This is a genomic window from Cupriavidus sp. FW305-27 (assembly GCF_058787995.1).
In genome coordinates, this window is sequence record NZ_JBYTAG010000089.1 from 1 (window position 1) to 22436 (window position 22436).

Genomic DNA, 22436 nt, shown 5'->3' on the forward strand with positions numbered 1-22436 from the left:
GTGATGGGGGTGATTTCGTTGGCGGTGGGGGTGGTTAATGCGGCTTGTTTGACTTGAGGTGATCTTGGGCCGAGGATCGCGAGGTTCCATTAGCAACCACATGACCAGACCAATGCCCGATCGCCCGCATCAGGAAGACCTGACCATCCGACCTGCCACCCAAGCCGATGCGGCTGCGATTTCGGCGGTACATGCGCTTTGCTGGCATCAAGCATATGGCGAGCTGCTTCCCAAAGATATGCTTGCGAATGTGACAGCGGAAAGCCGGCTGCCAGCCAGGTATCGCATTCTCGCGGACCCATCGGTAGCCTGTTTCGTCGCGACCAGTGAGGCTGAAGTCGTCGGCTTTTCCGATTGCGGACCATGTCGCGAAGCAGAGCAGGAATGTCGGGGAGAGGTCTACGCCCTCTACGTACTGGAGGCGTTTCATGACAAGCGTGTCGGCCTGAGGCTTCTGTCGTGCTGCGCGTCAGCCTTGTTGAGGCGAGGTTCCAGTTCGATGCGCCTGTGGTCACTCGAGGAAAATGCACGGGCGCGCAGGTTCTACGAACGTGCCGGCGGACGACTGCTAGACCGGCGCGTCTCGACCCGGGGCTCAGTGGTACTAACTGAAGTGGAATATCACTGGGACCTCATTGGCATGAAGCGGCTCGCAGCGCTCAAGTGGCATTTGTTGTGTGAATGATCTTGCGGATCGCCGGCGGAAAGGCAAAGAGCGGGATCACCTGATCCCAGACACGACGTCAGGACGCGGCGATCGGGGAGTAGTCCTTACCCATTTGTCTTGGTCGAAGGCCTCCAGCTCGGCCAGCGCAGCCTCCGCACTGGGGGCCGCATACACGGGCTTGTGCGCCGCCGCCACGGCGCGGCGCCCCTTGCCGCCGCATCCGGACTGAGGCAAGTCATACAGTCGCCGTCATCCCGTCGGCCCCCAACGTCGGCCCGGAGCGTCAACCAACGCGATCGCCGCGCTCCTCCACAGTAATCCGGTGCAACAGGCGATCATACCCATCATAGCCACCAGTCGCCGCATGATTCACACATCGGTTATCCCAAACAACAAGCATCCCCCGCGACCACCGATGGCGATACACAAACTCCGGCCTGGCCTGGTGCTCAAACAGCGCACGCAGGATCGGCGCCGCCTCCTCGTCGCTCATGCCATCGATGCCGATCGTATAGCCCACGCTGACAAACAAGGCTGTGCGCCCGGTTTCGGGATGCTTGCGCGCAATGGGGTGTAGCTGCGTTGCCATCGCACTGTCCGAATAGCGGATAGCCATCGAGCGTCCCTTGTCCTTCTCACCATATGCGCCCTGTCGCGAATAGCCGCGCCGCGCGGAATGGACGCCTTGCCTGCCGTCCACCAGTGATTTGAGTTCCGCCGGCAGCGCGTCCCAGGCGGCGTACTGGTCGGCGAACAGCGTGTCACCGCCCACTGGCGGAATGACATTGCCGTATAGCACCGTAGCCGCCGGTGGCTGCGCCAGGAAGCTCCAGTCCGAGTGCCAGGACTCGGCAAAGATCGGCGTGCGTTCGTTGGCATCGCGCCGCACTTGCGCGACATGGGGATGGCCAGGGATGGCGGTGAAATACGGATCGCTGCCGAGCGGGCCGATCGTTGACGCGAAGCGTTCGATGTCCTCGATTGCCAGGTCCTGGTCGGTGAAGGCAAGGACCTTGTGCTCAAGCCAGTGCCGGCGAATCTCGGCGACTTGCGCATCGGTCAGTGCCTGCTTCAGGTCCAGGCCCCTGACCAGCGCGCCGCAGGGGGCGTCCTGCGGCAGAACTTGCATTGCCATTGCGCGTCTCCTTGATGAGCGTAAGGGAGCGAGTGGGGCGCACCAGGCGCACAGCGGCGCGCTCAGGCTGCCACGCCGACCGGGCGATCGCCGGCGATGGTTGTGCGATGCAGCTCGCGGTCGAAGCCGTCATAGTCGTTCATCGCCAGATGCTGCGTGCAGCGGTTGTCCCACACGGCCAGCGCGCCGCGGGTCCAGCGGAAGCGGCAGGTGAATTCGGGGCGGGCGGCGTGGGCGTAGAGGTATTGCAGCAGCGGCGCGCTTTCTTCTTCGGTCATGCCCTCGAAGCGCATGGTGTAGGTGCTGTTGACGTACAGCGCCTTCCTGCCCGTGGCGGGATGCACCCGCACCACCGGATGGAGGACCTCGCTGTTGGCGCGGTCATCGGTACGCACGTCCATCTTGTGGGCGGGGTCGCCGTTGTTGACCACGGCGCCCCTGGCGCCATAGGAACGCACGGGGCTATGTACCGCGCGCAACTTGTCGAGCACCAGCTTTAGCCCATCGGAAAGCGCGTCGTAAGCGTGATACATGCTGGCCCACATGGTGTCGCCACCGTAGGGCGGAATCACGCGCGCATACAAGGCGGACCCCAGCGGCGGGATTTCTGCATAGCTCATGTCCGTGTGCCAGGCACCGCCGAAGTTGCGTTTGGTCTGCTCCGCCTTGCCCTTCATCACCGGCAGGATTTCAGCGTGGCCTTCCAGCGCGCGGACGAACGGCACTTCCAGCAGATCGCCAAAGCGGGCGCTGAACGCCTTGTGCTGGTCCGGCGTCAACTGCTGGTCGCGAAAGAAGATGACCTGATGGTTGTGCAGCGCCGAGCGGATCTCTGCGAACGTCTCGTCCGGCACCGGCTGGGACAGGTCTACCCCACTGATCTCCGCACCGAGGGCGCCCGCGATGGGCTGGACATCGATGAAACGGTATTGCGACATGGCTTGCGTTCTCCTTGCTTAAAAAGTGTTAGCGACTGCGAGGGTTACTGGACGGTGATGTGGGCGCTGCGCACCAGCGCGCGCCACTTCTGCGTTTCCGCATCGATAAAGACGCCGAACGCCTCCGGCCCGGCGCCGGAGATGACGCCGCCCATCTCATCGATCTTCTTGCGGACGTCGGGCATCTTCAGCACGGCTTCCAGCTCTGAATCCAGCCGGGCAACGATGGGCTTGGGCGTTGCTGCGGGCACCAGCACGCCGAACCAGCCTGCAATCTCATAGCCGCGCAGGCCGGCTTCCGCCATGGTGGGCACATCGGGCAGCAGCGGCGAACGCTGGGCCCCGGTGATCGCCAGCGCGCGCAGCTTGCCGGACTTCACCAGCTGCAGCGCCGACGGCATGTTGTCGAACATCACCGGAACATGGCCCGCCACGGTGTCGTTCAGCCCCGGCGCGCTGCCTTTGTAGGGAACGTGGGTCATGCGCACGCCGGCGGTGCTGGCAAACAGCTCGCCCGCCAGGTGCAGCGAGGTGCCGGCGCCCGGCGTTGCATAGGTCAGCGGCGTAGCCTGGCGCTTGCCGTACTGGATCAGGTCCTTCACGGATTGCACCGGCAGTGCCGTATTCACGACCAGCAGGTTGGGCACCGCCATCAGCATGGTCACCGGCGCGAGATCCTTGCCCGGCTTGTACGGCAGGTCGGGATAGAGCGAGGGATTGATCGCGATGGGGCCGATATTGCCCATCACGATGGTGTAGCCATCGGCCGGCTGCTTGGTCACGTAGTCAGTGCCGACATTGCCGCCGGCGCCTGCCTTGTTCTCCACCACCACGGGTTGCCCGAGCCGTTCCCCCAGCTTCTGGCCGACGATGCGCGCCAGCATGTCGGTGGATCCACCGGGCGGGTAAGGGACAACCCATTTGATCGGCTTGCTCGGCCAGGCATCGCTGGCCCAGGCGGCAGGCCCGGGCATGATTGCAGCCGCGCAGGCCAGCGCGGCACTGAGAATGGGGCGCTTCATGTTGTCTCCTGTGGTGGAGCAGCGAGAATGCTTGCCGCCCACGCTTTCTTGGTTTATATTGTTCACTTAGTGAACGTACATTACACATAGTGAACGGATGAAGAGTAATAGATCAATCCTCAGGTGTCTAGCCATCCTGCAAGCGTTCCGCCAGAACGGCCGTCCGACCCTGGCCGAGCTGTCACGCGCGGTGGACTTGCCCCACCCCACGGTGCTGCGATTCCTGCTGACGCTGGAGGAAGAGGGCTACGTGGCGCGCGAGGCAAACCAGTGGCGGCTCACCACGCGCGTGTTCGAGATCGGATTTGCCGCGATGGAAAGCCTGGGCGTGACCGAGGCGGTGCAGGAGCACCTGCAGCAACTGGCTGACATGTATTCCGGCACGGCGAACCTGGGGGAGATCAACCCGGAAGGCGTCATCATCGTCGGACGCGCAATGGCGCCGGCCGAGCGGCGCCGGCTGGTGGTCATGAACTTGCGGGTAGGCAGCGTGCTGCCGCCGGGCAGTGCCCTGGCCATGGCGCTTGCGCTGCCGGTCGGAGAATGGAGCGAGCTGGAATATCCGGAAAGCAATCAGATGTCGATTGCCGTGCCGCTGCCTGCAGTGGGGTCCAGGCAGCTGTCGCTTGGGATCTCTACGTCAATGGGCGAGGCTACGCCTGCGCGGATCAGGGAGGAGATGGTGCCTGCGCTGCAGCGGGCTGCGGGGACTGTTAGTCGGATGATTGGGTTGGCGCCGGCTTGAGGGGGGCGGGAATGCAGGCATTGGAGGTGATGGCTCGCTTCAAAACGGCATCGATGTCAGCCCCTCATCGAATGCCTTGAACTTCTTCAAGCCTGCCGCGCTGATCAGCCCTTCATCCCCGCACGCCCCGCCTTCGCCGCCCGCTTCAAGGGCACCAGCGTGACCGCCGCATCCTCGGTCCTGTCCGTATTGACCAGTACCCCCGCCGAGACAATATAGGCCGCCGCGCTCTCGATATCCCCGCGCAGCGCCGCGCATGCCGCCGCGCTGTCATGCCTGCGCAGCGCTTCGATCAGATTGTCGTGATGCTTGACCGCGACGCGCTCTTCCACGCGGCGCGATCCGGAGCGGAGGTCGTGGTTAAGGATCGGGCCGATGCGCAACCACTGCGACTCAATCATCTGCAACAGGATCGGCATGCGCGCCGCCGCATACACGGCAAAGTGAAAGGCCTGGTTCGCGGCGATGACATCCGCGCCGTCGGGACTGCGCTTCGACATCTCGTCGGCAAACCGGCGGTGCAGTGCCTGTACCTGCTTCAGTTCCTCATCGGTGATGCGCTCCGCCGCGGTCGCAGTGGCGAGTCCCTCCAGTTCGATCCGGATCTTGGTGATCTCCTCGAACTGGCTGACGCTCATCCTTGGTACCCGCAGTGCGCGGTTTGGCGTGAGCTCAAGTGCCTGCTCGGCAACGAGGCGATGCACCGCTTCCCGCACCGGCATGACGCTGACGTTCAACGCGGCAGCAATGTTGCGCAGGGAAATCTGCTCGCCCGGCATCATCTGGCCGCTGATCAGCAGGTCTCGCAGCTGCGTGTAGACGTCGCGGCTGAGCGTCTGGCGGACAAGGGGCGTGACAAGGTCATTCAGGGTCATGCCGCGAAGCATAGCACATAGGGTTATTCTCTATATTTGATCTGTGATCACAGTTTTAATCTTCGTCCGGAAGGCAGGCAGCCGCCTGTCCCCAAGAGGATTGGAATCATGTGGAAGGATGAATCGCTCGCCGGCAAACGCGTACTGGTGACTGCTGGCGCAGACGGAATCGGCCTGGAGATCACACGGGCGTTTGTGGAGGCGGGCGCCCGCGTTGCGGTTTGCGACGTGGCTGGCGGCAGTCTCGAACGTGTCTGCGCCGAGTTGCCCGGCGTGGTGGCAGTCAGGGCCGACGTGTCGAAGGAAAGCGACGTCGAGGCGCTGTTCCAGGCAGTGGATGGCGCCTTTGGCGGCCTGGATGTGCTGGTCAACAATGCCGGGGTTGCCGGCCCGACCGGCGGTGTCGAAACCCTGTCGCTGGCCGACTGGGAGCGCACGCTTGCCGTCAACATCACCGGCCAGTTCCTGTGCGCCCGCGCCGCGGTGCCGCGCCTGCGGCAGGGGCGCTCGCCGTCGATCGTCAACCTGTCCTCCGCTGCCGGGCATCTCGGCATGCCGGGCCGTTCCGCCTACTCCGCATCGAAATGGGCCGTGGTGGGCTTTACCAAATCGCTGGCGCTTGAACTGGGCGCGGATGGCATCCGCGTCAACACGGTGCTGCCCGGCGCGGTCGACGGCCCGCGTATCCGCGCCGTCATTGCCGCGAAGGCCGAGTCGCTCGGCAAGCCGCTTGAGGAAGTCACGCGCAACTACACGTCTCAGGCGGCACTGTGCCGCATGGTGACGATGCGCGACATCGCCAACATGGTGCGCTTCCTCTGCAGCGACCAGGCGGCCAATGTGCACGGCCAGGAAATGGTCGTGGACGGCCTGACCCAGGCGCTCAGCTAGCGCGACCAGCGCATTCCGGGGGCCGCCGGATATCCGCGGTCCGCTATCCGCCAAAACGCGACAACACCCGACCAAGGAATCACCATGGCCAAGCGAGCCAAAGCCATCATCACCTGCGCCCCGACCGGCGCCATCCACACGCCCAGCATGTCGCCCCACCTGCCAGTGAGCGCCGACGAGATCGCAACCGCCGCCATCGACGCGGCGCGCGCAGGGGCCGCCATCCTGCACCTGCACGCCCGCGACCCCAAGGACGGACGCCCGTCGCAGGACCCGGAGCTGTTCCGGCCGTTCCTCGCCAGGATCAGCGCCGAGACCGACGCCGTGATCAATATCACCACCGGCGGCAGCCCGCACATGACGGTGGAGGAGCGCATGCTGCCGGCCACGACCTTCAAGCCGGAACTGGCCTCGCTGAACATGGGCTCGATGAACTTCGGCCTGTTCCCGATGCTCGACCGCTTCAAGGAATTCCAGCACGACTGGGAGCGCGAACACCTGGAGAACAGCCGCAACCTGATCTTCAAGAACACCTACCAGGACATCGAGAACATCCTGCGCATCGGCAATGCCAACGGCACGCGCTTCGAATTCGAGTGCTATGACATCAGCCATCTGTACAACCTGCGGCACTTCCTTGACCGTGGCCTGGTCAGTGGCCCGGTGTTCATCCAATCCGTCTTCGGCATCCTGGGCGGCATCGGCCCCGATCCCGAGGACCTGATGCACATGCACCGCACCGCCCGGCGCCTGTTCGGCGATCAGTTCCGCTGGTCGATCCTGGGCGCCGGCCGAGGCCAGCTTCCGCTGGCGACCATCGGCGCGGCAATGGGCGCCAACGTCCGCGTTGGCCTGGAGGACTCACTCTGGATCGGTCCGGGCCAGCTGGCGGCATCGAGCGCCGAGCAGGTCACGCGCATCCGGACCGTGCTTGAAGCCCTGAACATCGACGTGGCCACGCCGGACGAAGCCCGCGACATCCTGGACCTCAAGGGCGCGGCAGGCACCGCGTTCTGAACAGGCGAGGCCGCCACGGCCCGGCCCCGCCCAACCCTCGAACACTGAAGACATCAACCAGGCAGAACGGCTGACACGCGGCCCCAGGGCGTGGCGCCATATCCGCCGATGGAGACTACGCACATGCAGACCGTACCCGCCTCAGGCGCGCCGCCGCTGGCCGCGCCGACAGACCGCCCGCTGACCGCACTACTGTTCCGCAAGCTCATGCCCTTGCTGGTGCTGTCCTATGTGATCAGCTTTCTCGATCGCACCAACATTGCACTCGCCAAGACCCACATCGCTGTCGACCTGAACATCTCCGCCGCGGCCTACGGCCTGGGCGCGGGTCTGTTCTTCCTCAGCTATGCCTTGCTGGAAATCCCGAGCAACCTGATCATGCATCGGGTCGGGGCGCGCTTCTGGATCACGCGCATCATGGTGACGTGGGGCCTGCTGTCCGCGGCGATGGCCTTTGTCCAGGGCGAGACCTCCTTCTACATCATGCGCGTGCTGCTCGGCGCGGCCGAGGCAGGGCTGTTTCCCGGTGTGATGCTCTATCTCACGTACTGGTTCGGCCGCGAGGATCGCGCGCGGGCGGTAGGCTACTTCCTGCTCGGCGTCTGCATCGCCAACATCGTCAGCGGCCCGCTGGGCGGCGCGCTGCTGGGCATGGATGGCATGTGGGGCTTCAAGGGCTGGCAATGGATGTTCGTGCTGGAAGGCCTGCCTGCGGTGTTCCTTGCCGCGGTGGTATGGAAGAAACTGCCCGACGGCCCCGACAGCGCGCCATGGCTGACGCCAGTCCAGGCGCAGGAAGTCCGCAGCCGACTGGCCGCGGAAGCCGCCGACGCCAGCGCCGGCAAAGGTGGCCACTCGTTCCTGGGCGCCATGCGTGATCCGCAGGTCTGGCTGGCGATCTTCATCTACTTCTGCCACCAGATCTCGATCTACACGGTGATCTTCTTCCTGCCGGGTATCATCGGCACGTACGGCAAGCTCACGCCCGTGGAAATCGGGCTGCTCAATTCCCTGCCCTGGATAGCCGCCGCCATCGGGGCCGCATGGCTGCCCCGACATGCCAACACCCCACGGCGCGGCCGCCGCCTGCTCTGCCTGGGGCTGGTCGTGATGGCAGGCGGCCTGCTGATTGCCGCCTTCGCAGGCCCGGTGATGGCGCTCGTCGGCTTCTCGCTGACCGCGCTGATGTTCTTCGTGGTGCAGTCGATCGTCTTCCTGTTCCCGTCATCTCGCCTGAAGGGCGTGGCGCTGGCGGGCGGACTGGCCCTGATCAATACCTGCGGGCTGGTGGGCGGATTCATTGGACCGTCGGTGATGGGCATCATCGAACAGGCGACCGGCAGTACGCGTAACGGACTGGTGATCATGGCGGGCCTGTTGCTTGTCGCCTGCGCCGTGGCACCGTTTCTGCGGCAGGGGCAGGAACGCTGAAGGGCTTAAGCGTCACCGTACTGGCCGAGCTGCAAAGGCAGGGGCCGGTTCGCCAAGTATGTTCGTGTCCGCACATATCCCTGCGTTGAGGCCGCGTATCAAAGGAAGCCCAATCCCGCCTTCGAAGGACTCCGCCATGGCCTGGCGCAACTCGGGTACGTCGAAGGCACCGATGTCATCTACGAGGGACGTTATGCCGAAAACAGGCTTGAACGCCTACCCGAGCTCGCGATCGAAGTGGTCAACGAAGGCGTGGATGTCATAGCCACGTATGGCGGCCCCGCCACCAACGCGGCGCGAAAGGCGACTACGACGATTCCGATCGTAGCCTCGATCGATCACCGGCGCGACGAACTATGACCCAGAGCTTCCGTCCCGGCAGCTCGACATCCTCAAGGCGCTGATCCCCAGACTTGAACGCGTTGCCGTTCTTAGCGACTCAGACATCCCTGGCGCCGACGCCAGTGGTCTGGCGCCCATAGAGCGCGCCAACGTCGCCGCTGCGCATGCGGCTGGCGTGACCCCTCAGGTACTGAAAGTACGGGGACCGAAGCCCGATCTGGACGCTGCGTTCAATGCCATGGAAACCGGTCGTGCCCAGGCGCTGATTGTGCTCGAAGTTCCCGCGCCGCTTGCGGAGCGCAAGCGCGTTGCAACATTGGCTACGAGTCGTCGGCTGCCGACCATGTTCTGGGGAGGCGCGGACGATTCGGGCGGCCTGCTTAGCTACGGCACAAGCGTTGCGAAAAACTTCCCCCGCTTGCCAGTCATCTTTGATCGGATATTGAAGGGCGCGCAAAGCCTGCGGACACCCCGTTCGAAGTCGTCTCGCGCCGCGAACTCGCTATCAATCTCAGGACTGCTCGCGAGTTGGGATTGACGATTCCTCCCGATTTGCTGAAGAGAGTTGACCGCGTCATTGAGTGACTGATGCTGGGTCAGTGTCGGGTAGCACGGGTGCGGTGTGGGCGGACCCGTTGCCCGTCACGCCAGAGTTTGCGTTTTCATTCGAACGCGATGAGCCACTCATAGACCGCAAGCACCGCCATAGAGAGAAGTGGTGCAACACATAGCCAGCGAAGCCATCTCGGCGCGTGGCGCAACCAGATCCCCATCATCGCGAGGCAGCAGGCGGCGAGCGCAAGTCCTGATGCAATCAAGTAGTGTCGCTGCGACTGGTACGCCCAGAGATTTGCCACCGGCCCCTCTGCGCCAAACGGATAGTGCTGGGGTGAATGCCATGCCTGCCAGGCGTCAATCGCGATGATTGCCGTCATCGCGACAAGCACGCCGGACGCCACCCACCTAGTACATGACCACAAGGTCCATATCCTTTGCATAATAGACAAACTCGCCGATGAAGCTGTCCGTCGAACTCGTCAAATCGATGCAGCCGATGGATCCGGGCACCCAACCGCCGTGGATGGAGAAATTGGCCTGTCGGCAACGACCGGTGCCGCCGTGACTAGCAGCATCGCGAGAGCGAGGGCTCGCGTCATCATGGCCCTATTTCGACCCTTCATTGAATGCCTTGAACTTCTTCACGTCTGCCACCTTGTAGAACAGCTTCAATGTAGCGTTCTTCGACCGTGGGATTCGGCCCACGAAGGCTGACCTCACGAAAGCGGCGCTGCCGTTTCCGTTGCTTTCCATCACACACACATATCGGCGCCCGCGCTGGCGCAGCACCGCGAATGCGGCAAGGCTGGGCTCCTCAACCCTTGTGGGCTGAAGCTTGTCCACAGCAACCGCTTGCTTGATGAATCCGCGACGCGGCCCGACGAAGATGTAGTCGTTGCTTCCGTGCTTGCTGGTTGCATAGCCAACCCGAAGCTTGTTGCTGTCACCTCCAGGCGAAAACAGCTGGTAGCCTGGCACAGTAACCTCGTCTATCAGATTCGCATCTCCTTCAATTGGACTGATCGAGATCGAAGAGTCAGACGATCTGTCGAATAGTAGGCAACTGTCGATGACGGCCTCGGGCACCTGTTCCGCGTGAGCAGAAAGCGAAAGCACGAGGAGAAGAGCCATGAGAGCAGTTCGTATCATTTGTATTCCTTGGCGCGAGTGACAGTAACCCAGTCTTGGCCATAGCGCCAAAAGATCGTTCCCCCCACACCGGCGGTAGACTCATAGACCCAGGAGTAGCGCCCAACCTCCTCCCTTACAGTCTTGACATGTCCGTTGACCTTCTTCTTGACGGTCTTATACAGAATCTTCGCCTTCTCTGACCCATTGATTCCGTAGATATTGTGAGCAGGATCTGTGAAGTGAATGCCGGACTTCACCTTCGCGTGATTTTTGTAGTTCGACTTGATGTCTGCTCCGTCCCAAAAGTACGCGCCGTTCGAGTAGTCCACGCCTCCCGAAAGAGCATTCCTCGCTGCCTTAACCGCATCCGACATTGCTGAACTCTTCTCAACATCTTTTTCCGTGGACTTCATCAACTTGGCGTAGCGCGCGTTTCCATCTGTTCTCACAAATGAGAAGTTCTTATCCTTTGATGTGAAGGCATCGATAGATGAATAACCGCGTGCCTTCATTTGACGAACCATGACGCTTGCCAACGCCGCCATCTCTTCATATTGGTCCCGCGTTGAGGATTCGCCATAGGCAATGGCTGCCAGCAAGCGCTCCTCGGAAGTGAGCTTGGAAGGATCCGTCATGCTCGTGCCTCGCTAGTCTTATCCAGCCACATGACGATGCGCACCTCGACATCGCCGCGCACTGTTGCGGTCGTCCCGGCAAGTCCGGCATTCCGGGTAATCACCTGGTCCTCAATGAACAGGTCATATCGATAGCCGGACTCAGGCTTGTCCGTGTCGGCATCAACAAGCTCGTAGTACTGCTCAATGATTTGCGTGTCGTGACTAGCCGCAGCTTCGCCAGAGCTAACCCCTTCCGAGTATGACTGCGACGCGCGCGGACCTCCTCTGTTCACTTCGATACTAAAATCGGATTGCGAGTGTATGACCAGTGGCCGCGTAGCGCATTTGCAATAGACGCGGGCACCGCTTACCAGGATCTGCTTCCCGTGTATGTTGAACGATGGGTAGCAGTCGTTCATGACCGGCCCGCCAGCCTTGCAGGCCGGACAGGTCGCATAGTCGCCTTCCACACCTACCATCACACCATGATGAATCATGCTACGGCCGGTGGCGATAAGCGTCCCGTTTGTACTGGTCTTGTCCCCGTTTCGAAGTGCGTAGCGAATATCAGGCATTACGACTCCATGTTGTCCGTGTCAGAAGTGAAGACGTCGAGTGGGACGAAATGCCATTGCGCAGCGTCGAAGTCGTACATTGCCATTTGATTGATATCGCAGCCCACCGGAACTGTGCCGGGCATTGAGTCGATAGCCCGCGCGACATGCTGCATGCGCTGTCGCTCGTCAAGAGCCAATACCCGGTTATGGCATTCGGCGTGCGCAAACAGCCCCGCGCTTTCCCGCATCCGGCCATAGTGTGTGAGGTCCTTGCCGTTGATATTCAAGTCGATTGCATTCATGGCTTCAGGTGACACCCTGACTGTATCCATGCCATATAAGCCAACAAGACCACCCTTTCGCCGAATAACTAGTTGCCGGTCACTCGCCCCCCATCCGCAATGCAGGAAGTAGTGCAGGCTGCCGCCGTTGTCCCCAATGAGCTCACGCGGATCAAACTCATAGGCAGGAATGGCGTGATACTGCTCGCCTGGCTTGGAGAGAAGCGCGGCAGCGATGTAGGCATCGAATGGCGAGAGGTAGACCGACATGCCATTTCCCTCGCCTGGGTTCTCGTGGTCAATGTATTCACATGACACGCGACAGTAGTTCAGCGTATCTGGCGTGGGCTGATAGCGAACGAGGATGTAAAGATCTGGCGAGGTATGGAGAACGTGCCCGCAAGACCGGAGGCGTGATGGAGGGTTGCTCAACTGTTTCACCTCAAACAACTGAATGGAGTCCGATTCCGCCCCCGCGCGCAACGTGCATAGGCTGACGCTAAGGGCACCCGTGGCCGCGATGGTTCGCGTTGTTGGGTTCAGATCTGCCCCCATCGCTAAGATCGCCTTTACCAACGCCAAGATGTACCCAACCCCAGTTAGTGCATCCATAGGCCGACCCTTAAAGTTGGTCCTTCTTTTGCACTCAGAGGTCCTTAGAATTTGTGTCGCGTATTGCTGAATGGCCTCGCGCGAAGGGGGGTCATAATGACCTCTGGAACGGTTCAAGGATGACCGTAGCGCAGCCGGAATGCCCGCAAATGTCGGCCTGGAGGGGTGCTGGGACGTTGGCGCTTGCACTGTGCCTACCTGGCACACAGTCTTGCCCTGCCTCTACATTCTGGGACCATCGATTGTGTTCGCCGTGGTGGGCTGGAGGGCTTGCGACGCTACGCCGAGGCGCCTAGTCCAACTGCTGGGCTTACTCGTTGTGGGCACGGCATCGCTCTACCTGGTGACATATGCGGTGAGGTAGTGTCCAATGCCGCTCGCTGTCGAACCTTTCTCACACTGAATCGAGCCACCACAATGCAGGGAATGAAAACGAAGGCGTTCTGGCGCCGCATGGGCCTTGCGCTATGCGGCGCCCTGCTTCTCTCCGACGCCATCGCCTTGATGACCATGGGCCTGTTCAACTTCGGCATCGTCCTGCCAGGCTGCATCGGCGCGTCGTTCCTGCTCCTTGCATGGCAGTGGCCCCGCGTAGCCCACTGGCGAGCCGCCAGCCACAGGCGCCAGCAACTATGGCAAGCAGCATGGATCGCGTTCGCCCTATGGCTGGCGACAGTGGCCGTATTCTTCTACAACATCCACCGCAACACCGAAGCTGCCATCCCAGGAAACTCCCCCGTAAAAGCCATCATCATCCTCGGCTCCGGCACACCAAACTGCGTCGCCTCGCCAACGCTGGTTGCGCGGCTGGATCAGGGCTTGAAGCACGCTCAGCAGTGGCCGCAGGCGAAGGTCGCGGTCAGTGGCGGGCAGGATTTCGGGCTGCGGTGCCGGGAAGCGGACATCATGGCTGAGTATCTGATCGCCGGCGGTGTCGCAGCAGACAGGGTCATCCGGGAAGGGCGCAGCACCAGCACGGAGGAAAACCTGATGTTCAGCCGGCGCTTGCTTGAAGAGCAGGGCGTCGCCGCCACCGATCCCATTGTGGTGGTGACCAGCGACTTCCATGTACGGCGGGCGGTGCGGATTGCCCGGAAGGCAGGATTCGGGGAGGTCGCCGGAGTCGGGGCTGGGACGCCGCTCTACCTTCGGTATAACGCCTGGCTCCGTGAGTACTTCGCGGCGATTAGTGGATGGGTGTTGAGGGAGTATTGACTCCTGCGCAGCCCGCCCTCAAGACAATGTGGCGAGCAACTTGTTGAAGTTGCGTTTTGCGCGATAGTTCTCGCGAATCTCCTCCACCTCGCGGCTGAATTCCGCTCGCTCCCTCAGCTTTGTCCGCAGCTGCCGATAGCGCGCGGGATTTCAAGTGCTTCGTCATAGCGCGCGTTGCGTGCACCGCTATCGACAGCGACTCCAACAGCGGCGCCGAAATGTCTGTGGCGAAAATACCTTAGCCCCCTTTTGGGGGACGTCAATCAGGCCGGAATGGCACATAGTCGCCCACGTGCCCACGAGTCGAGCGGAGCATGATCACGACGTGCCGCTTTCGGCGCACGCCGGCCCGGCTCCGCGCGGTGAGCACGGGGCTAGAGTGCGTGCAGCTTGTCGGGTTCGCTGACCTCGACTAGCCTCTATCGATGTCGATTCTTCGCTGCTCTGCGATACCCATTTGATGCCAGAACGCTCGACCACCCGATATGGCAAGGCGCTGCAGCGCCTGCACCAGCTCTTCTCCCCGTTGAACCTGGCGGCGGCGGCGTGGCTGATTGCAACATGGGCGTTCGCGGCGTTTCAGCTCGTGAGCGAGCGGGACCGCTTGCTGCACGACGCCGCGGAGCGTACCCAGGCGCAGGCCCAGGCGTTCGGCGCGTACTCGAAATCCAGCATCCTGCGGCTGTCCGAGTTCCTCCTCGACCTACGGGCCAGCTGGCTGGTCGGCCAGCCGGGATTCGTCGACATGGTGCGCGAGCGGCAGAACCTGGTGGTGGACCTGTCGTTCCAGGTATCGGTGATCGACAAGCATGGCCTGCTCATCTACTCGTCCATCGCCGCGCCCACGCCCGGCCAGAAGGTCGACCTGAGCGAGCGCGAGCATTTCCGGGTCCATCAGAACGCGGGCGGGCGCGACATGCTGTTCATCAGCGACCCGGTGAAGGGCAAGGTCTCGCGCAAATGGTCGATCCAGTTCACGCGCCCCATCCTGCGCGCGGGCAGCTTCGACGGGGTCATCGTGGTCTCGGTCAGTCCGGAGCAGTTCGCCAGCTTTGCGCAGTCGTTCACCAACCGCGATGGCGAAGTGGCGTCGGTCGTCAAGACTTCCGGCCAGGTCATTGCGCGCGTGCCGGCCATGGAGGGCACGCTGGCCAGGGCGGTCAGCAACAGGCCGTACCTTGCCAGCGGGTCGCCCCAGTCTGGTAGTTATCGGGCGGTGTCGGGCTCCGAAGGCGTGGAGCGGGTCTTCGGCTATTACCGTTTGCCGGAATTCGGGCTCAATTTCGTGGTGGGGGAGTCCGTCGGCCTGGTGCTGGCACCCTACGAGGTCTATCGCCGCGTTGCCCTGGCCGGTGCCATGGCTTCCACGCTGCTGCTTGGCCTGTTGTACTACAGCCTGCGCCGCTCCATGGGGGAGCGACGGCGCCATATGGAGGAGATGAAGCTGGCTTCGCTGGTCTATTCATCCAGCAGCGAGGCCATGGTGGTGACGTCGCTCGATGGCACCATCATCGACGTGAATCCGGCCTTTGCCGCCGCCACTGGCTATACAGCCAAGGAGGTCAAGGGCCGCCCGGGCCATATCGTCAGCGGGGCAGGCAATGCGCCAGGGCTGGTCGAGCGCCTGCGGACCACCGTGGCATCCAAGGGCAGATGGAGCGGCGAATTCTCGATCCGCCGCAAGGACGGCAGCGAGTTTCCCGCCTACCTGACCGTGGATACCTACCTGGCCCACGCGTATGGTGAGCGCCGCCGCGTTGCGCTGATCCATGACATGACCGAGAAACGCCAGGCGGAGGAAGTCATCCGGCACCAGGCGAATTTCGATGCGCTCACGGATCTGCCCAACCGCCGCCTGTTCTTCGACCGGCTGAGGCAGGAGATCGAGCGTTCGCGCGGCACACAGGATGTGCTGGCGCTGCTGTTCATCGACCTGGATCGCTTCAAGGAGGTGAACGATACCCTCGGCCACGACCAGGGCGACCTGTTGCTGCTGGAGGCGGCGCGGCGCATTGCGGCATCGGTGCGCGCGTCGGATACCGTGGCGCGGCTGGCCGGCGACGAGTTCACCGTGATCCTGCCCGCGGTGGGCGATGCCGGCGTTGCCGGGGGCATTGCCGAGGCCATCCTGGAGCGGATTGCCGCGCCTTACCACCTGGCCGGCGAGCTGGTGGTGGTGTCCGCCAGCATCGGCGTGGCGACCTGGCCCAAGGACGCCGACAACGCCGAGGACCTGCTGGTGTGCGCCGACCAGGCGATGTTTGCCGCCAAGGAGGAAGGCCGCAATCGCTGGAAGGTCTTCACCCAGGCGCTGCTGCAGGCGGAGAGGGAGCGCCTGCGCATCACGCAGGACCTGCGCACGGCGCTGGCGTCCGGGCAGTTCGCGCTGCACTACCAGCCCATTGTCGATCTGCGCACGGGCAAGGTCTGCAAGGCCGAGGCCCTGATCCGCTGGGACCATCCGGTGCGCGGGCCGATCCACCCGGCCGATTTCATTGCCGTTGCGGAGGAAACCGGCCTTATCATCGACATCGGCCGCTGGGTGCTGACCGAAGCGCTGGACCAGCTTGCGCGCTGGCAGGTGCTGCTGGGCAAGGGCTTCCAGATCTCAGTCAACAAATCCCCCGTGGAGTTCAGCGCGCCTGCGATCGGGCCCGAGTCCTGGTCCAGCATGATCGAGCGCAGGAACGTGCCGGTGGGCAGCCTTGTCATCGAGATCACCGAAGGCTCGCTGATGGAGCAGAACGCCGATGTCATGGACCAGCTATCCCGCTTCCAGGCGGCCGGCATCGAGATCGCGCTCGACGACTTCGGCACCGGCTACTCGTCCTTGTCGTACCTGCGGCGCCTGGACATCGACTACATTAAGATCGACCAGTCCTTCATCCGCTCGCTGACGCGGGGCCCGGACGACGTGGCCTTGTGCCACGCCATCATCAGCATGGCGCATGCACTGCGCATCCGCGTGATTGCCGAGGGCATCGAGACCGAATCGCAGCGCGACATCCTGCTGGCTGCCGGCTGCGACTACGGGCAAGGCCACTTCTTCTGTCCGCCGGTGGAGGCCAGCGCGTTCGAGGCCTATGTGAGCGCCGTGACTTGAATGCCACCGCACCAGAATGCAAACAGCGCGAGACCAGTTGGCTCGCGCTGTTTGCTTTTCAGCGCTGCTCAGCCGGTGGGCGGGTAAGCAGGCTCTCGCTCGTCAGACCAGTGCCTGCAGGCGGTCGGCGGTGTCGACCAGCTGTTGCTTGAGGGGCAAAAGCAAGGCGTGGAGGCCGATTCCAGGTACGATGGTCGGCAGGCATCTCCCGACGGGGCAATGAACAGCAGCGTCACGAGGACAGTATCTCGCTTCATCACTGCCTCAATTTCGGCACCTCATTGAAAGCCTTGAACTTCTTCACGTCTGCCACCTTGTAGAACAGCTTCAACGTGGCGCCCTTTGACAATGGGATTCGCCCCACAAAGGCCGATCTCACGAAAGCGGCGCTGCCGTTTCCGTTGCTTTCCATCACACACACATATCGCTGCCCACCTTGGCGCAGCACAGCGTAGGCGGCAAGGCTCGGTTCTTCTACCCTTGTTGGCTGAAACTTGCCCACGGCGATCGCTTGCATAATGAATCCGCGACGCGCCCCGACGAAGATGTAGTCGTTGCTTCCGTGCTTCTTGGTTGCATAGCCAATCCGAAGCTTGTTGCTGTCACCTCCGGGGGTAAACAGCTGGTAGTGCGGTACAGTAACCTCGTCTATCAAGTTCTCGTCCGCTTCAATTGGGCTGATCGAGATCGAAGCGTCCGACGATTTATCGAAAAGGAGGCAGCTATCGATGACCGCCTCCGGCACCCCTTCCGCGTGAGCGGAAACGGAAAGCGCGAGGAAGAAAGGTATGAATGAAGTTCGTATTATTCTTACTCCTTGGCACGTGTGGTAGTGACTCAGTCTTGGCCATGCGGCAATGAGAGTCTCGCCAATCTGGCCGGACACCAATCTTCAGTCAGTACGTAGTAATGGGCGGGTCAAACGAATAGCCATCCGCCGTCCATCCGATCAGATTCCCACACCTGACCCGATAGTTCAGTATCGATTTCGCGCCGACCTGAAACACCCGGCACTTGGTGCCGGGCTCAACATAGCCAACGACCTTCGCAGCAGGGTCTAGCATGCCTTCCCATTCCTGGTATAGCGCAACACGTTTCGCGACGACCCGGCCAGCCAAATCCAGGCGATAGCCGCCGACCAGGCCAAATAGGGCAACGACAGCCGCTGCAAGACCTAGCCATATGACATAGGATCTGCCTTTACCAGTTTCCCGACGCGCCACCTTCATAGCCCTTCTTGTAGTGTCTTTCCTCAACCAGCCGATTTGATCTTCTCAGCCCCGTTAGCACGTCTGCCGGCGAAACCAGATCGAAGCCACGTGGGTCGTGCGCGAGAATCCCCGCCAGCTCCAGTACATCAGCCACATTGGTGCTGCACGAATTGCCGAACAATCTGTACTTTGCGTTCTCAGCGACCCGCCTTTCAAGCTCATCCCGGATCAGCTTCTTCTCTCGCGGTGACACCCACAGATACATGCCAATGCCATCCCGATACATACCGGAATGGTCTCCGGTCTCGTCCGAGACGGTTTGTGCCGTATTGCTGCGCAGGTATTTAGTATAGGACCCCTTGAAATAGATCGAAGGTGCACGACTGTACACGGTGCCATCGATCTCTATCGCCACGTGGCCGAACTGTGAACCCCGACTAATCAGGCGGCCATCGAAGATCACGACCTCAATGAACGATCGCTCGACTTGAACAGGCTTTGGTTCGTCCGCCGATACGGGCGTCGTCGTCCGTGTTGCCATGCGGATCAGCGTCTTGCCGGAGGTTGGAGATACGAGCTGATTCGTCATGGCTTACCCCTCAACGAAGATTGAGACGTCTTCCGCTTGCGCGTTAGCCACCAGTAGGTGCGTTCTGCCTTCAGCGTCGGTGATGCCGAACTCAGCTTCACCACTGCCTCGGCGAATCGCATATTCAGTGCTGGCAAGCGGTTGCGCCGTGTTGCTATCCAACAGCACGTAGCGATCGTCGAAGCCAACTGTCAAGTATGTGTCAGTGTCGGGCCTTGGTCTACCTCCTCCGACATCGGCGGTTCCTGTGCCTCGTGGATGCTCGACATTGGCGAATTCGCCAGCTGAAGAAATAAGAACGGCGCCACATGCGGTACGCATCCCATGAAGCGCCACGGAGTAGCCGTGTGCGGTAAAGCTGGAGTCACCTTCGATAATCGGAAAGGTGCCCTTGCACTTTGAACAAAACACCATATGCCCTGCGCCAGCCACGGGGATGCCATGCACCCGAAAGTTGGGAATGCCTTCCAGAACCGTTCCGCCGTGCGTGGTGCTATCGCCCTTGCGGATAATGCCCTTCATCATGGAGTCCTCTCCGCTCAAGAAGTGGAACTCCCTTATAGCCGGATGCAGTAGCGGCATAAATCAGACTTTTCCGGTTCTCGAAAGGGCAACCGCTATTTGTAGCGACGAGACTTCCTCTTGAAGTCCCCGCATGCGTGACCGCATGCGGCTGTTCGGGCGCAGGCAGACGCATCTGGCCGGCGAGCTGGTGGTGTCGGCCAGCATCGGCGTGGCGACCTGGCCCAAGGACGCTGACAACGCCGAGGCCCTGCTGGTGTGCGCCGACCAGGCGATGTTTGCCGCCAAGGGCGAGGGCCGCAATCGCTGGAAGGTCTTCACCCAGACGCTGCTACAGGCGGAGAGGGAGCGCCTGCGCATCACGCAGGACCTGTGCACGGCGCTGGCGGCCGGGCAGTTCGCGCTGCACTACCAGCCCATTGTCAATCTGCGCACGGGCAAGGTCTGCAAGGCCGAGGCCCTGATCCGCTGGGACCATCCGGTGCGCGGGCCGATCCGCCCGGCCGACTTCATTGCTGTCGCGGAGGAAACCGGCCTCTTCATCGACATCGGCCGCTGGGTACTGACGCAAGCGCTGGACCAGCTTGCGCGCTGGCAGGTGCTGCTGGGCAAGAGCTTCCAGATCTCGGTCAACAATTGACATCCTCCCCCACCTCTCGCTAACGCTCGCCGGCCTTGCGGCTTGGAAGGAGGGGGATGCCTACGGCGCTATACGCTGAACTGTATAGTCGCTTCGGGGGGTTCTTGGCCCGACGCCCCGACTTCAGGCGAAGTATCTGCACAAGCTAACCGGGCGTGTCCCGCCCTTAGTACATTGATCGCGCCCACCAGATCGGCGTTTGCCTCGAAGCCGCATTCGACACAGGCGAAGTGCTCCTGTGTGCGCCGGTTGTCCGCTGAAACGTGGCCGCAGCACGGGCAAGTGCGGCTGGTGTTCTCCGGCGGCACGGCGATGAGATAGCCGCCGTTCCACGCTAGCTTGTAATCCAGTTGGCGGCGGAACTCGAACCAGCCTTGATCGAGGATGGACTTGTTCAGACCAGACTTGGCTCGAACGTTACTGCCTGGTACTTCGGTTGTGCCTGCCGCCGACCTGGACATCTTCCGCACCTGCAAGTCCTCGATACACACCATCGCGTGGTTTTGGCTGATCGTGGTGGAGCACTTGTGCAGGTAGTCGCGGCGGGCATTGCCGATGCGGGAATGAATCTTCTGGACGCGGGCTTTGGCCTTCTTCCAGTTGTTGCTGAATCTGGTCTTGCGGCTCATCGCCCGCTGCGCCTTGCGCAAAGCGATTTCATGCCGCTTGAAACTGTGGAGCGGCGCGATAAACGAACCGTCCGAGAGCGTGGCGAAGCGGGCGATGCCCATGTCGATACCCACCGCGCCGCCGTGCGGCACTGGGGTTTCAACCTCGCGCCGCGTCTGGATGCTGACGAACCACTTGCCGCAGCTCAGGCTGACGGTGACGTTGCGCAGCTCGCCCAGCGCTTCCCGGCTGTTGCGATAACGCAACCAGCCCAGCTTCGGCAGAAAGATGCGGCCATTGGCCTGATCGAACTTGATCTGTTTCGGATCGGGGTAGCGGAAACTTTCGCGTTGTCCCTTGCGCTTGAAGCGCGGGAAGTCGGCCCGCTTCTCGAAGAAGTTCTTGTAGGCTTTTTCGAGGTCTTTGAGGGCATGCTGCAAAGGATGAACGGGGGCGTCTTTCAGCCAAACCGTGTCCGCGCTGTTGCGCCAAGCAGTCAGGTGCCTCGCCATCGTCACATAGCCGATGAACTTGCCCCCGCCCTCGTAGTTCTCTTTCTGCAACGCCAGCGCCTTGTTAAACACGAAGCGACACGACCCGGCAAAGCGGCGCATGTCACGCTGTTGCTCGCCGGTCGGCATCAGTTCGTACTTGAAGGCCTGTAGACGTTGCACGGTCGGATGTCCCTGGTCTTTGAGTAAAGAAAACGATATTCGGCAAGGGCGACACTGCGTTTTCCTGACGCATGTCCACTTGGTCTTTGTGACGAAGTGTCGCCGTGAGGTATTCACCAGGGAAATCCTCGACGCCCTGTCCGGCATCCTCACCAGCGTCGGCGCGAACTTCGAGGCGGAACTGGTGGAGTTCGATGGCGTGGATGACGATGTGCATTTGCTGCTGAACTATCCGCCAAAAGCCGTGGCAGCGGCGCTAGTAAACAGCTTGAAAGGCGTCTCCAGCCGCATGATCCGCAAGCAGAACTACCCCAGCATCCGCAAGAAGCTGTGGGGCGGCGCGCTGTGCTCGCCGTCATACTTTGCCGGAAGCTGCCGCGGTGCACCCATCGAGATCATCCGCCAATACATCGAGCAGCAGCAGACACCACTCTGAGGCAAAGGCAAAGACAGCTATGCCGTCTGCGCTATCCTTCCCCGCCCTGAAGGGCGAGGTTTGCCGCTCGACTGATCAAGATCGACCAGTCCTTCATCCGCTCGCTGACGCGGGGCCCGGACGACGTGGCCCCTTGTGCCGCGCCATCATCAGCATGGCGCATGCACTGCGCATCCGCGTGATTGCCGAGGGCGTCGAGACCGAGTCGCAGCGCGACATCCTGCTGGCTGCCGGCTGCGACTACGGGCAAGGCCACTTCTTCTGTCCGCCGGTGGAGGCCAGCGCGTTCGAGGCCTATGTGAGCGCCGTGACTTGAATGCCACCGCACCAGGATGCAAACGGCGCGAGACCAGTTGGCTCGCGCCGTTTGCTTTTCAGCGCTGCTCATCCGTTGGGCGGGTAAGCAGGCTCTCCCTCCTCAGACCAGCGCCTGCAGGCGGTCGGCGGTGTCGACCAGCTGTTGCTTGAGCGGCAAAAGCAGGGCGTGGAGGCCGATGCCTTGGGGGATGATGTCGCTCTGCAGCTCCAGCAAGGTCAGGAAGGACTGAAGGCCGGCGCTGACGCGCAGGATGTCGTCAGTGGCTTCGAGGATGTGGTCCTCTAGGGTGACGGCTTTGC

General features: G+C 62.0%; 25 protein-coding genes and 3 pseudogenes. 12 read left to right on the forward strand and 16 right to left on the reverse strand.

What is annotated here, in order from left to right; translation table 11 throughout:
* The first annotated feature begins 238 nt into the window (after positions 1 to 238).
* Positions 239 to 685 carry a GNAT family N-acetyltransferase gene (locus AC3WRI_RS29820; protein ID WP_492294668.1) on the forward strand — a complete coding sequence of 149 codons (447 nt, stop codon included), beginning with the start codon at positions 239 to 241 and terminating at the stop codon, positions 683 to 685.
* Here the strand turns inward: AC3WRI_RS29820 and AC3WRI_RS29825 are convergent.
* The 4 genes and pseudogenes from AC3WRI_RS29825 to AC3WRI_RS29840 all read right to left on the reverse strand — a co-directional run.
* A pseudogene (locus tag AC3WRI_RS29825) lies at positions 666 to 877 on the reverse strand (transposase); the annotation flags it as partial. The gene AC3WRI_RS29820 and the pseudogene AC3WRI_RS29825 overlap by 20 nt on opposite strands.
* 73 nt (positions 878 to 950) lie before the next feature.
* A complete protein-coding gene (locus AC3WRI_RS29830) occupies positions 951 to 1802 on the reverse strand; it encodes a TauD/TfdA dioxygenase family protein (RefSeq protein WP_439671132.1) in 852 nt (283 codons plus the stop codon).
* A gap of 62 nt (positions 1803 to 1864) precedes the next feature.
* On the reverse strand, positions 1865 to 2740 hold the full coding sequence (locus AC3WRI_RS29835; RefSeq protein ID WP_010811404.1) for a TauD/TfdA dioxygenase family protein: 876 nt from the start codon (positions 2738 to 2740) through the stop codon (positions 1865 to 1867).
* 44 nt (positions 2741 to 2784) lie between these two features.
* A complete protein-coding gene (locus AC3WRI_RS29840) occupies positions 2785 to 3762 on the reverse strand; it encodes a Bug family tripartite tricarboxylate transporter substrate binding protein (RefSeq protein WP_011614308.1) in 978 nt (325 codons plus the stop codon).
* 97 nt (positions 3763 to 3859) lie between these two features.
* Between AC3WRI_RS29840 and AC3WRI_RS29845 the strand changes: the two genes are divergently transcribed.
* Positions 3860 to 4507, forward strand: coding sequence for an IclR family transcriptional regulator (locus AC3WRI_RS29845; RefSeq protein WP_492294643.1), 648 nt, complete (start codon positions 3860 to 3862; stop codon positions 4505 to 4507).
* A 104-nt stretch (positions 4508 to 4611) separates the two neighbouring features.
* On the opposite strand, the gene AC3WRI_RS29850 is transcribed toward AC3WRI_RS29845, so the two are convergent.
* Positions 4612 to 5394 (reverse strand): GntR family transcriptional regulator, encoded by a 783-nt coding sequence (locus tag AC3WRI_RS29850; protein WP_454751153.1) that lies wholly within the window; start codon positions 5392 to 5394, stop codon positions 4612 to 4614.
* Positions 5395 to 5490: 96 nt separating this feature from the next.
* On the opposite strand from AC3WRI_RS29850, the gene AC3WRI_RS29855 reads away from it, so the two are divergent.
* The 5 genes from AC3WRI_RS29855 to AC3WRI_RS29875 all read left to right on the forward strand — a co-directional run bounded on the left by AC3WRI_RS29855 (position 5491) and on the right by AC3WRI_RS29875 (position 9601).
* The gene (locus AC3WRI_RS29855; protein ID WP_011614306.1) at positions 5491 to 6273 is read left to right on the forward strand and encodes an SDR family oxidoreductase; all 783 of its coding nucleotides are present in this window, start codon (positions 5491 to 5493) and stop codon (positions 6271 to 6273) included.
* Positions 6274 to 6357: 84 nt separating this feature from the next.
* Positions 6358 to 7290, forward strand: a complete 933-nt coding sequence (kce, locus tag AC3WRI_RS29860) for a 3,5-dioxohexanoate:acetyl-CoA acetone transferase (protein ID WP_058697451.1) — start codon at positions 6358 to 6360, stop codon at positions 7288 to 7290.
* A gap of 123 nt (positions 7291 to 7413) precedes the next feature.
* A complete protein-coding gene (locus AC3WRI_RS29865) occupies positions 7414 to 8721 on the forward strand; it encodes an MFS transporter (RefSeq protein WP_492294645.1) in 1308 nt (435 codons plus the stop codon).
* 177 nt (positions 8722 to 8898) lie between these two features.
* Positions 8899 to 9081: a hypothetical protein gene (locus AC3WRI_RS29870; RefSeq protein ID WP_492294670.1), complete on the forward strand. Its 183-nt coding sequence runs from the start codon at positions 8899 to 8901 to the stop codon at positions 9079 to 9081.
* A gap of 157 nt (positions 9082 to 9238) precedes the next feature.
* Positions 9239 to 9601 (forward strand): hypothetical protein, encoded by a 363-nt coding sequence (locus AC3WRI_RS29875; protein WP_492294647.1) that lies wholly within the window; start codon positions 9239 to 9241, stop codon positions 9599 to 9601.
* Between the two features lie 124 nt (positions 9602 to 9725).
* On the opposite strand, the gene AC3WRI_RS29880 is transcribed toward AC3WRI_RS29875, so the two are convergent.
* From AC3WRI_RS29880 to AC3WRI_RS29900, 5 genes are all read right to left on the reverse strand, one after another.
* A complete protein-coding gene (locus AC3WRI_RS29880; protein ID WP_492294648.1) occupies positions 9726 to 10010 on the reverse strand; it encodes a hypothetical protein in 285 nt (94 codons plus the stop codon).
* A gap of 217 nt (positions 10011 to 10227) precedes the next feature.
* Complete coding sequence (locus tag AC3WRI_RS29885) at positions 10228 to 10752, reverse strand: hypothetical protein (protein WP_492294650.1); 525 nt, start codon at positions 10750 to 10752, stop codon at positions 10228 to 10230.
* Between the two features lie 14 nt (positions 10753 to 10766).
* Positions 10767 to 11387, reverse strand: coding sequence for a hypothetical protein (locus AC3WRI_RS29890; RefSeq protein WP_492294651.1), 621 nt, complete (start codon positions 11385 to 11387; stop codon positions 10767 to 10769).
* The gene (locus AC3WRI_RS29895; RefSeq protein WP_492294653.1) at positions 11384 to 11944 is read right to left on the reverse strand and encodes a PAAR domain-containing protein; all 561 of its coding nucleotides are present in this window, start codon (positions 11942 to 11944) and stop codon (positions 11384 to 11386) included. Before AC3WRI_RS29895 ends, AC3WRI_RS29890 begins: the two co-directional genes overlap by 4 nt.
* Complete coding sequence (locus AC3WRI_RS29900) at positions 11944 to 12477, reverse strand: hypothetical protein (RefSeq protein WP_492294655.1); 534 nt, start codon at positions 12475 to 12477, stop codon at positions 11944 to 11946. Before AC3WRI_RS29900 ends, AC3WRI_RS29895 begins: the two co-directional genes overlap by 1 nt.
* Positions 12478 to 13236: 759 nt before the next feature.
* Here AC3WRI_RS29900 and AC3WRI_RS29905 point away from each other — a divergent pair.
* Complete coding sequence (locus AC3WRI_RS29905) at positions 13237 to 14034, forward strand: YdcF family protein (protein ID WP_492294656.1); 798 nt, start codon at positions 13237 to 13239, stop codon at positions 14032 to 14034.
* Between the two features lie 460 nt (positions 14035 to 14494).
* Positions 14495 to 17137 (forward strand): bifunctional diguanylate cyclase/phosphodiesterase, encoded by a 2643-nt coding sequence (locus tag AC3WRI_RS29910; RefSeq protein ID WP_492294658.1) that lies wholly within the window; start codon positions 14495 to 14497, stop codon positions 17135 to 17137.
* A gap of 256 nt (positions 17138 to 17393) precedes the next feature.
* Here AC3WRI_RS29910 and AC3WRI_RS29915 read toward each other — a convergent pair whose 3' ends face one another.
* From AC3WRI_RS29915 to AC3WRI_RS29930, 4 genes are read right to left on the reverse strand one after another with little or no spacing between them, the layout of a single operon-like run.
* Entirely contained in the window at positions 17394 to 18023 is a 630-nt protein-coding gene (locus AC3WRI_RS29915) for a hypothetical protein (protein ID WP_492294660.1), read from the reverse strand.
* 10 nt (positions 18024 to 18033) lie between these two features.
* Positions 18034 to 18366, reverse strand: a complete 333-nt coding sequence (locus tag AC3WRI_RS29920; RefSeq protein WP_143010694.1) for a hypothetical protein — start codon at positions 18364 to 18366, stop codon at positions 18034 to 18036.
* Positions 18338 to 18937 carry a hypothetical protein gene (locus AC3WRI_RS29925; protein WP_058697447.1) on the reverse strand — a complete coding sequence of 200 codons (600 nt, stop codon included), beginning with the start codon at positions 18935 to 18937 and terminating at the stop codon, positions 18338 to 18340. The genes AC3WRI_RS29920 and AC3WRI_RS29925 overlap by 29 nt, the downstream gene beginning before the upstream one ends.
* Before the next feature lie 3 nt (positions 18938 to 18940).
* Positions 18941 to 19462: a PAAR domain-containing protein gene (locus AC3WRI_RS29930; protein WP_492294661.1), complete on the reverse strand. Its 522-nt coding sequence runs from the start codon at positions 19460 to 19462 to the stop codon at positions 18941 to 18943.
* Positions 19463 to 19610: 148 nt separating this feature from the next.
* Between AC3WRI_RS29930 and AC3WRI_RS29935 the strand changes: the two are divergent.
* Positions 19611 to 20093: pseudogene (locus AC3WRI_RS29935) on the forward strand (EAL domain-containing protein); the annotation flags it as partial.
* 74 nt (positions 20094 to 20167) lie between these two features.
* Here the strand turns inward: AC3WRI_RS29935 and AC3WRI_RS29940 are convergent.
* Positions 20168 to 21382: an RNA-guided endonuclease InsQ/TnpB family protein gene (locus AC3WRI_RS29940; RefSeq protein ID WP_492294663.1), complete on the reverse strand. Its 1215-nt coding sequence runs from the start codon at positions 21380 to 21382 to the stop codon at positions 20168 to 20170.
* 19 nt (positions 21383 to 21401) lie between these two features.
* On the opposite strand from AC3WRI_RS29940, the gene tnpA reads away from it, so the two are divergent.
* Both tnpA and AC3WRI_RS29950 read left to right on the forward strand, forming a co-directional pair.
* Positions 21402 to 21818, forward strand: coding sequence for an IS200/IS605 family transposase (gene tnpA, locus AC3WRI_RS29945; protein WP_492294665.1), 417 nt, complete (start codon positions 21402 to 21404; stop codon positions 21816 to 21818).
* Positions 21819 to 21892: 74 nt separating this feature from the next.
* A pseudogene (locus AC3WRI_RS29950) lies at positions 21893 to 22134 on the forward strand (EAL domain-containing protein); the annotation flags it as partial.
* A 102-nt stretch (positions 22135 to 22236) separates the two neighbouring features.
* Here AC3WRI_RS29950 and AC3WRI_RS29955 read toward each other — a convergent pair.
* Positions 22237 to 22436: DUF1484 family protein (locus AC3WRI_RS29955; protein WP_492294666.1), on the reverse strand; the 200-nt coding region annotated here is incomplete at its 5' end.

Excerpts from the sequence above, each read along its gene's own strand:
- AC3WRI_RS29820 (WP_492294668.1), top strand. The coding sequence starts at position 239 with ATGCTTGCGAATGTGACAGCGGAAAGCCGGCTGCCAGCCAGGTATCGC.
- AC3WRI_RS29830 (WP_439671132.1), bottom strand. The coding sequence starts at position 1,802 with ATGGCAATGCAAGTTCTGCCGCAGGACGCCCCCTGCGGCGCGCTGGTC.
- AC3WRI_RS29835 (WP_010811404.1), bottom strand. The coding sequence starts at position 2,740 with ATGTCGCAATACCGTTTCATCGATGTCCAGCCCATCGCGGGCGCCCTC.
- AC3WRI_RS29840 (WP_011614308.1), bottom strand. The coding sequence starts at position 3,762 with ATGAAGCGCCCCATTCTCAGTGCCGCGCTGGCCTGCGCGGCTGCAATC.
- AC3WRI_RS29845 (WP_492294643.1), top strand. The coding sequence starts at position 3,860 with ATGAAGAGTAATAGATCAATCCTCAGGTGTCTAGCCATCCTGCAAGCG.
- AC3WRI_RS29850 (WP_454751153.1), bottom strand. The coding sequence starts at position 5,394 with ATGCTTCGCGGCATGACCCTGAATGACCTTGTCACGCCCCTTGTCCGC.
- AC3WRI_RS29855 (WP_011614306.1), top strand. The coding sequence starts at position 5,491 with ATGTGGAAGGATGAATCGCTCGCCGGCAAACGCGTACTGGTGACTGCT.
- kce (WP_058697451.1), top strand. The coding sequence starts at position 6,358 with ATGGCCAAGCGAGCCAAAGCCATCATCACCTGCGCCCCGACCGGCGCC.
- AC3WRI_RS29865 (WP_492294645.1), top strand. The coding sequence starts at position 7,414 with ATGCAGACCGTACCCGCCTCAGGCGCGCCGCCGCTGGCCGCGCCGACA.
- AC3WRI_RS29885 (WP_492294650.1), bottom strand. The coding sequence starts at position 10,752 with ATGGCTCTTCTCCTCGTGCTTTCGCTTTCTGCTCACGCGGAACAGGTG.
- AC3WRI_RS29890 (WP_492294651.1), bottom strand. The coding sequence starts at position 11,387 with ATGACGGATCCTTCCAAGCTCACTTCCGAGGAGCGCTTGCTGGCAGCC.
- AC3WRI_RS29895 (WP_492294653.1), bottom strand. The coding sequence starts at position 11,944 with ATGCCTGATATTCGCTACGCACTTCGAAACGGGGACAAGACCAGTACA.
- AC3WRI_RS29900 (WP_492294655.1), bottom strand. The coding sequence starts at position 12,477 with ATGTCGGTCTACCTCTCGCCATTCGATGCCTACATCGCTGCCGCGCTT.
- AC3WRI_RS29905 (WP_492294656.1), top strand. The coding sequence starts at position 13,237 with ATGCAGGGAATGAAAACGAAGGCGTTCTGGCGCCGCATGGGCCTTGCG.
- AC3WRI_RS29910 (WP_492294658.1), top strand. The coding sequence starts at position 14,495 with ATGCCAGAACGCTCGACCACCCGATATGGCAAGGCGCTGCAGCGCCTG.
- AC3WRI_RS29920 (WP_143010694.1), bottom strand. The coding sequence starts at position 18,366 with ATGAAGGTGGCGCGTCGGGAAACTGGTAAAGGCAGATCCTATGTCATA.
- AC3WRI_RS29925 (WP_058697447.1), bottom strand. The coding sequence starts at position 18,937 with ATGACGAATCAGCTCGTATCTCCAACCTCCGGCAAGACGCTGATCCGC.
- AC3WRI_RS29930 (WP_492294661.1), bottom strand. The coding sequence starts at position 19,462 with ATGATGAAGGGCATTATCCGCAAGGGCGATAGCACCACGCACGGCGGA.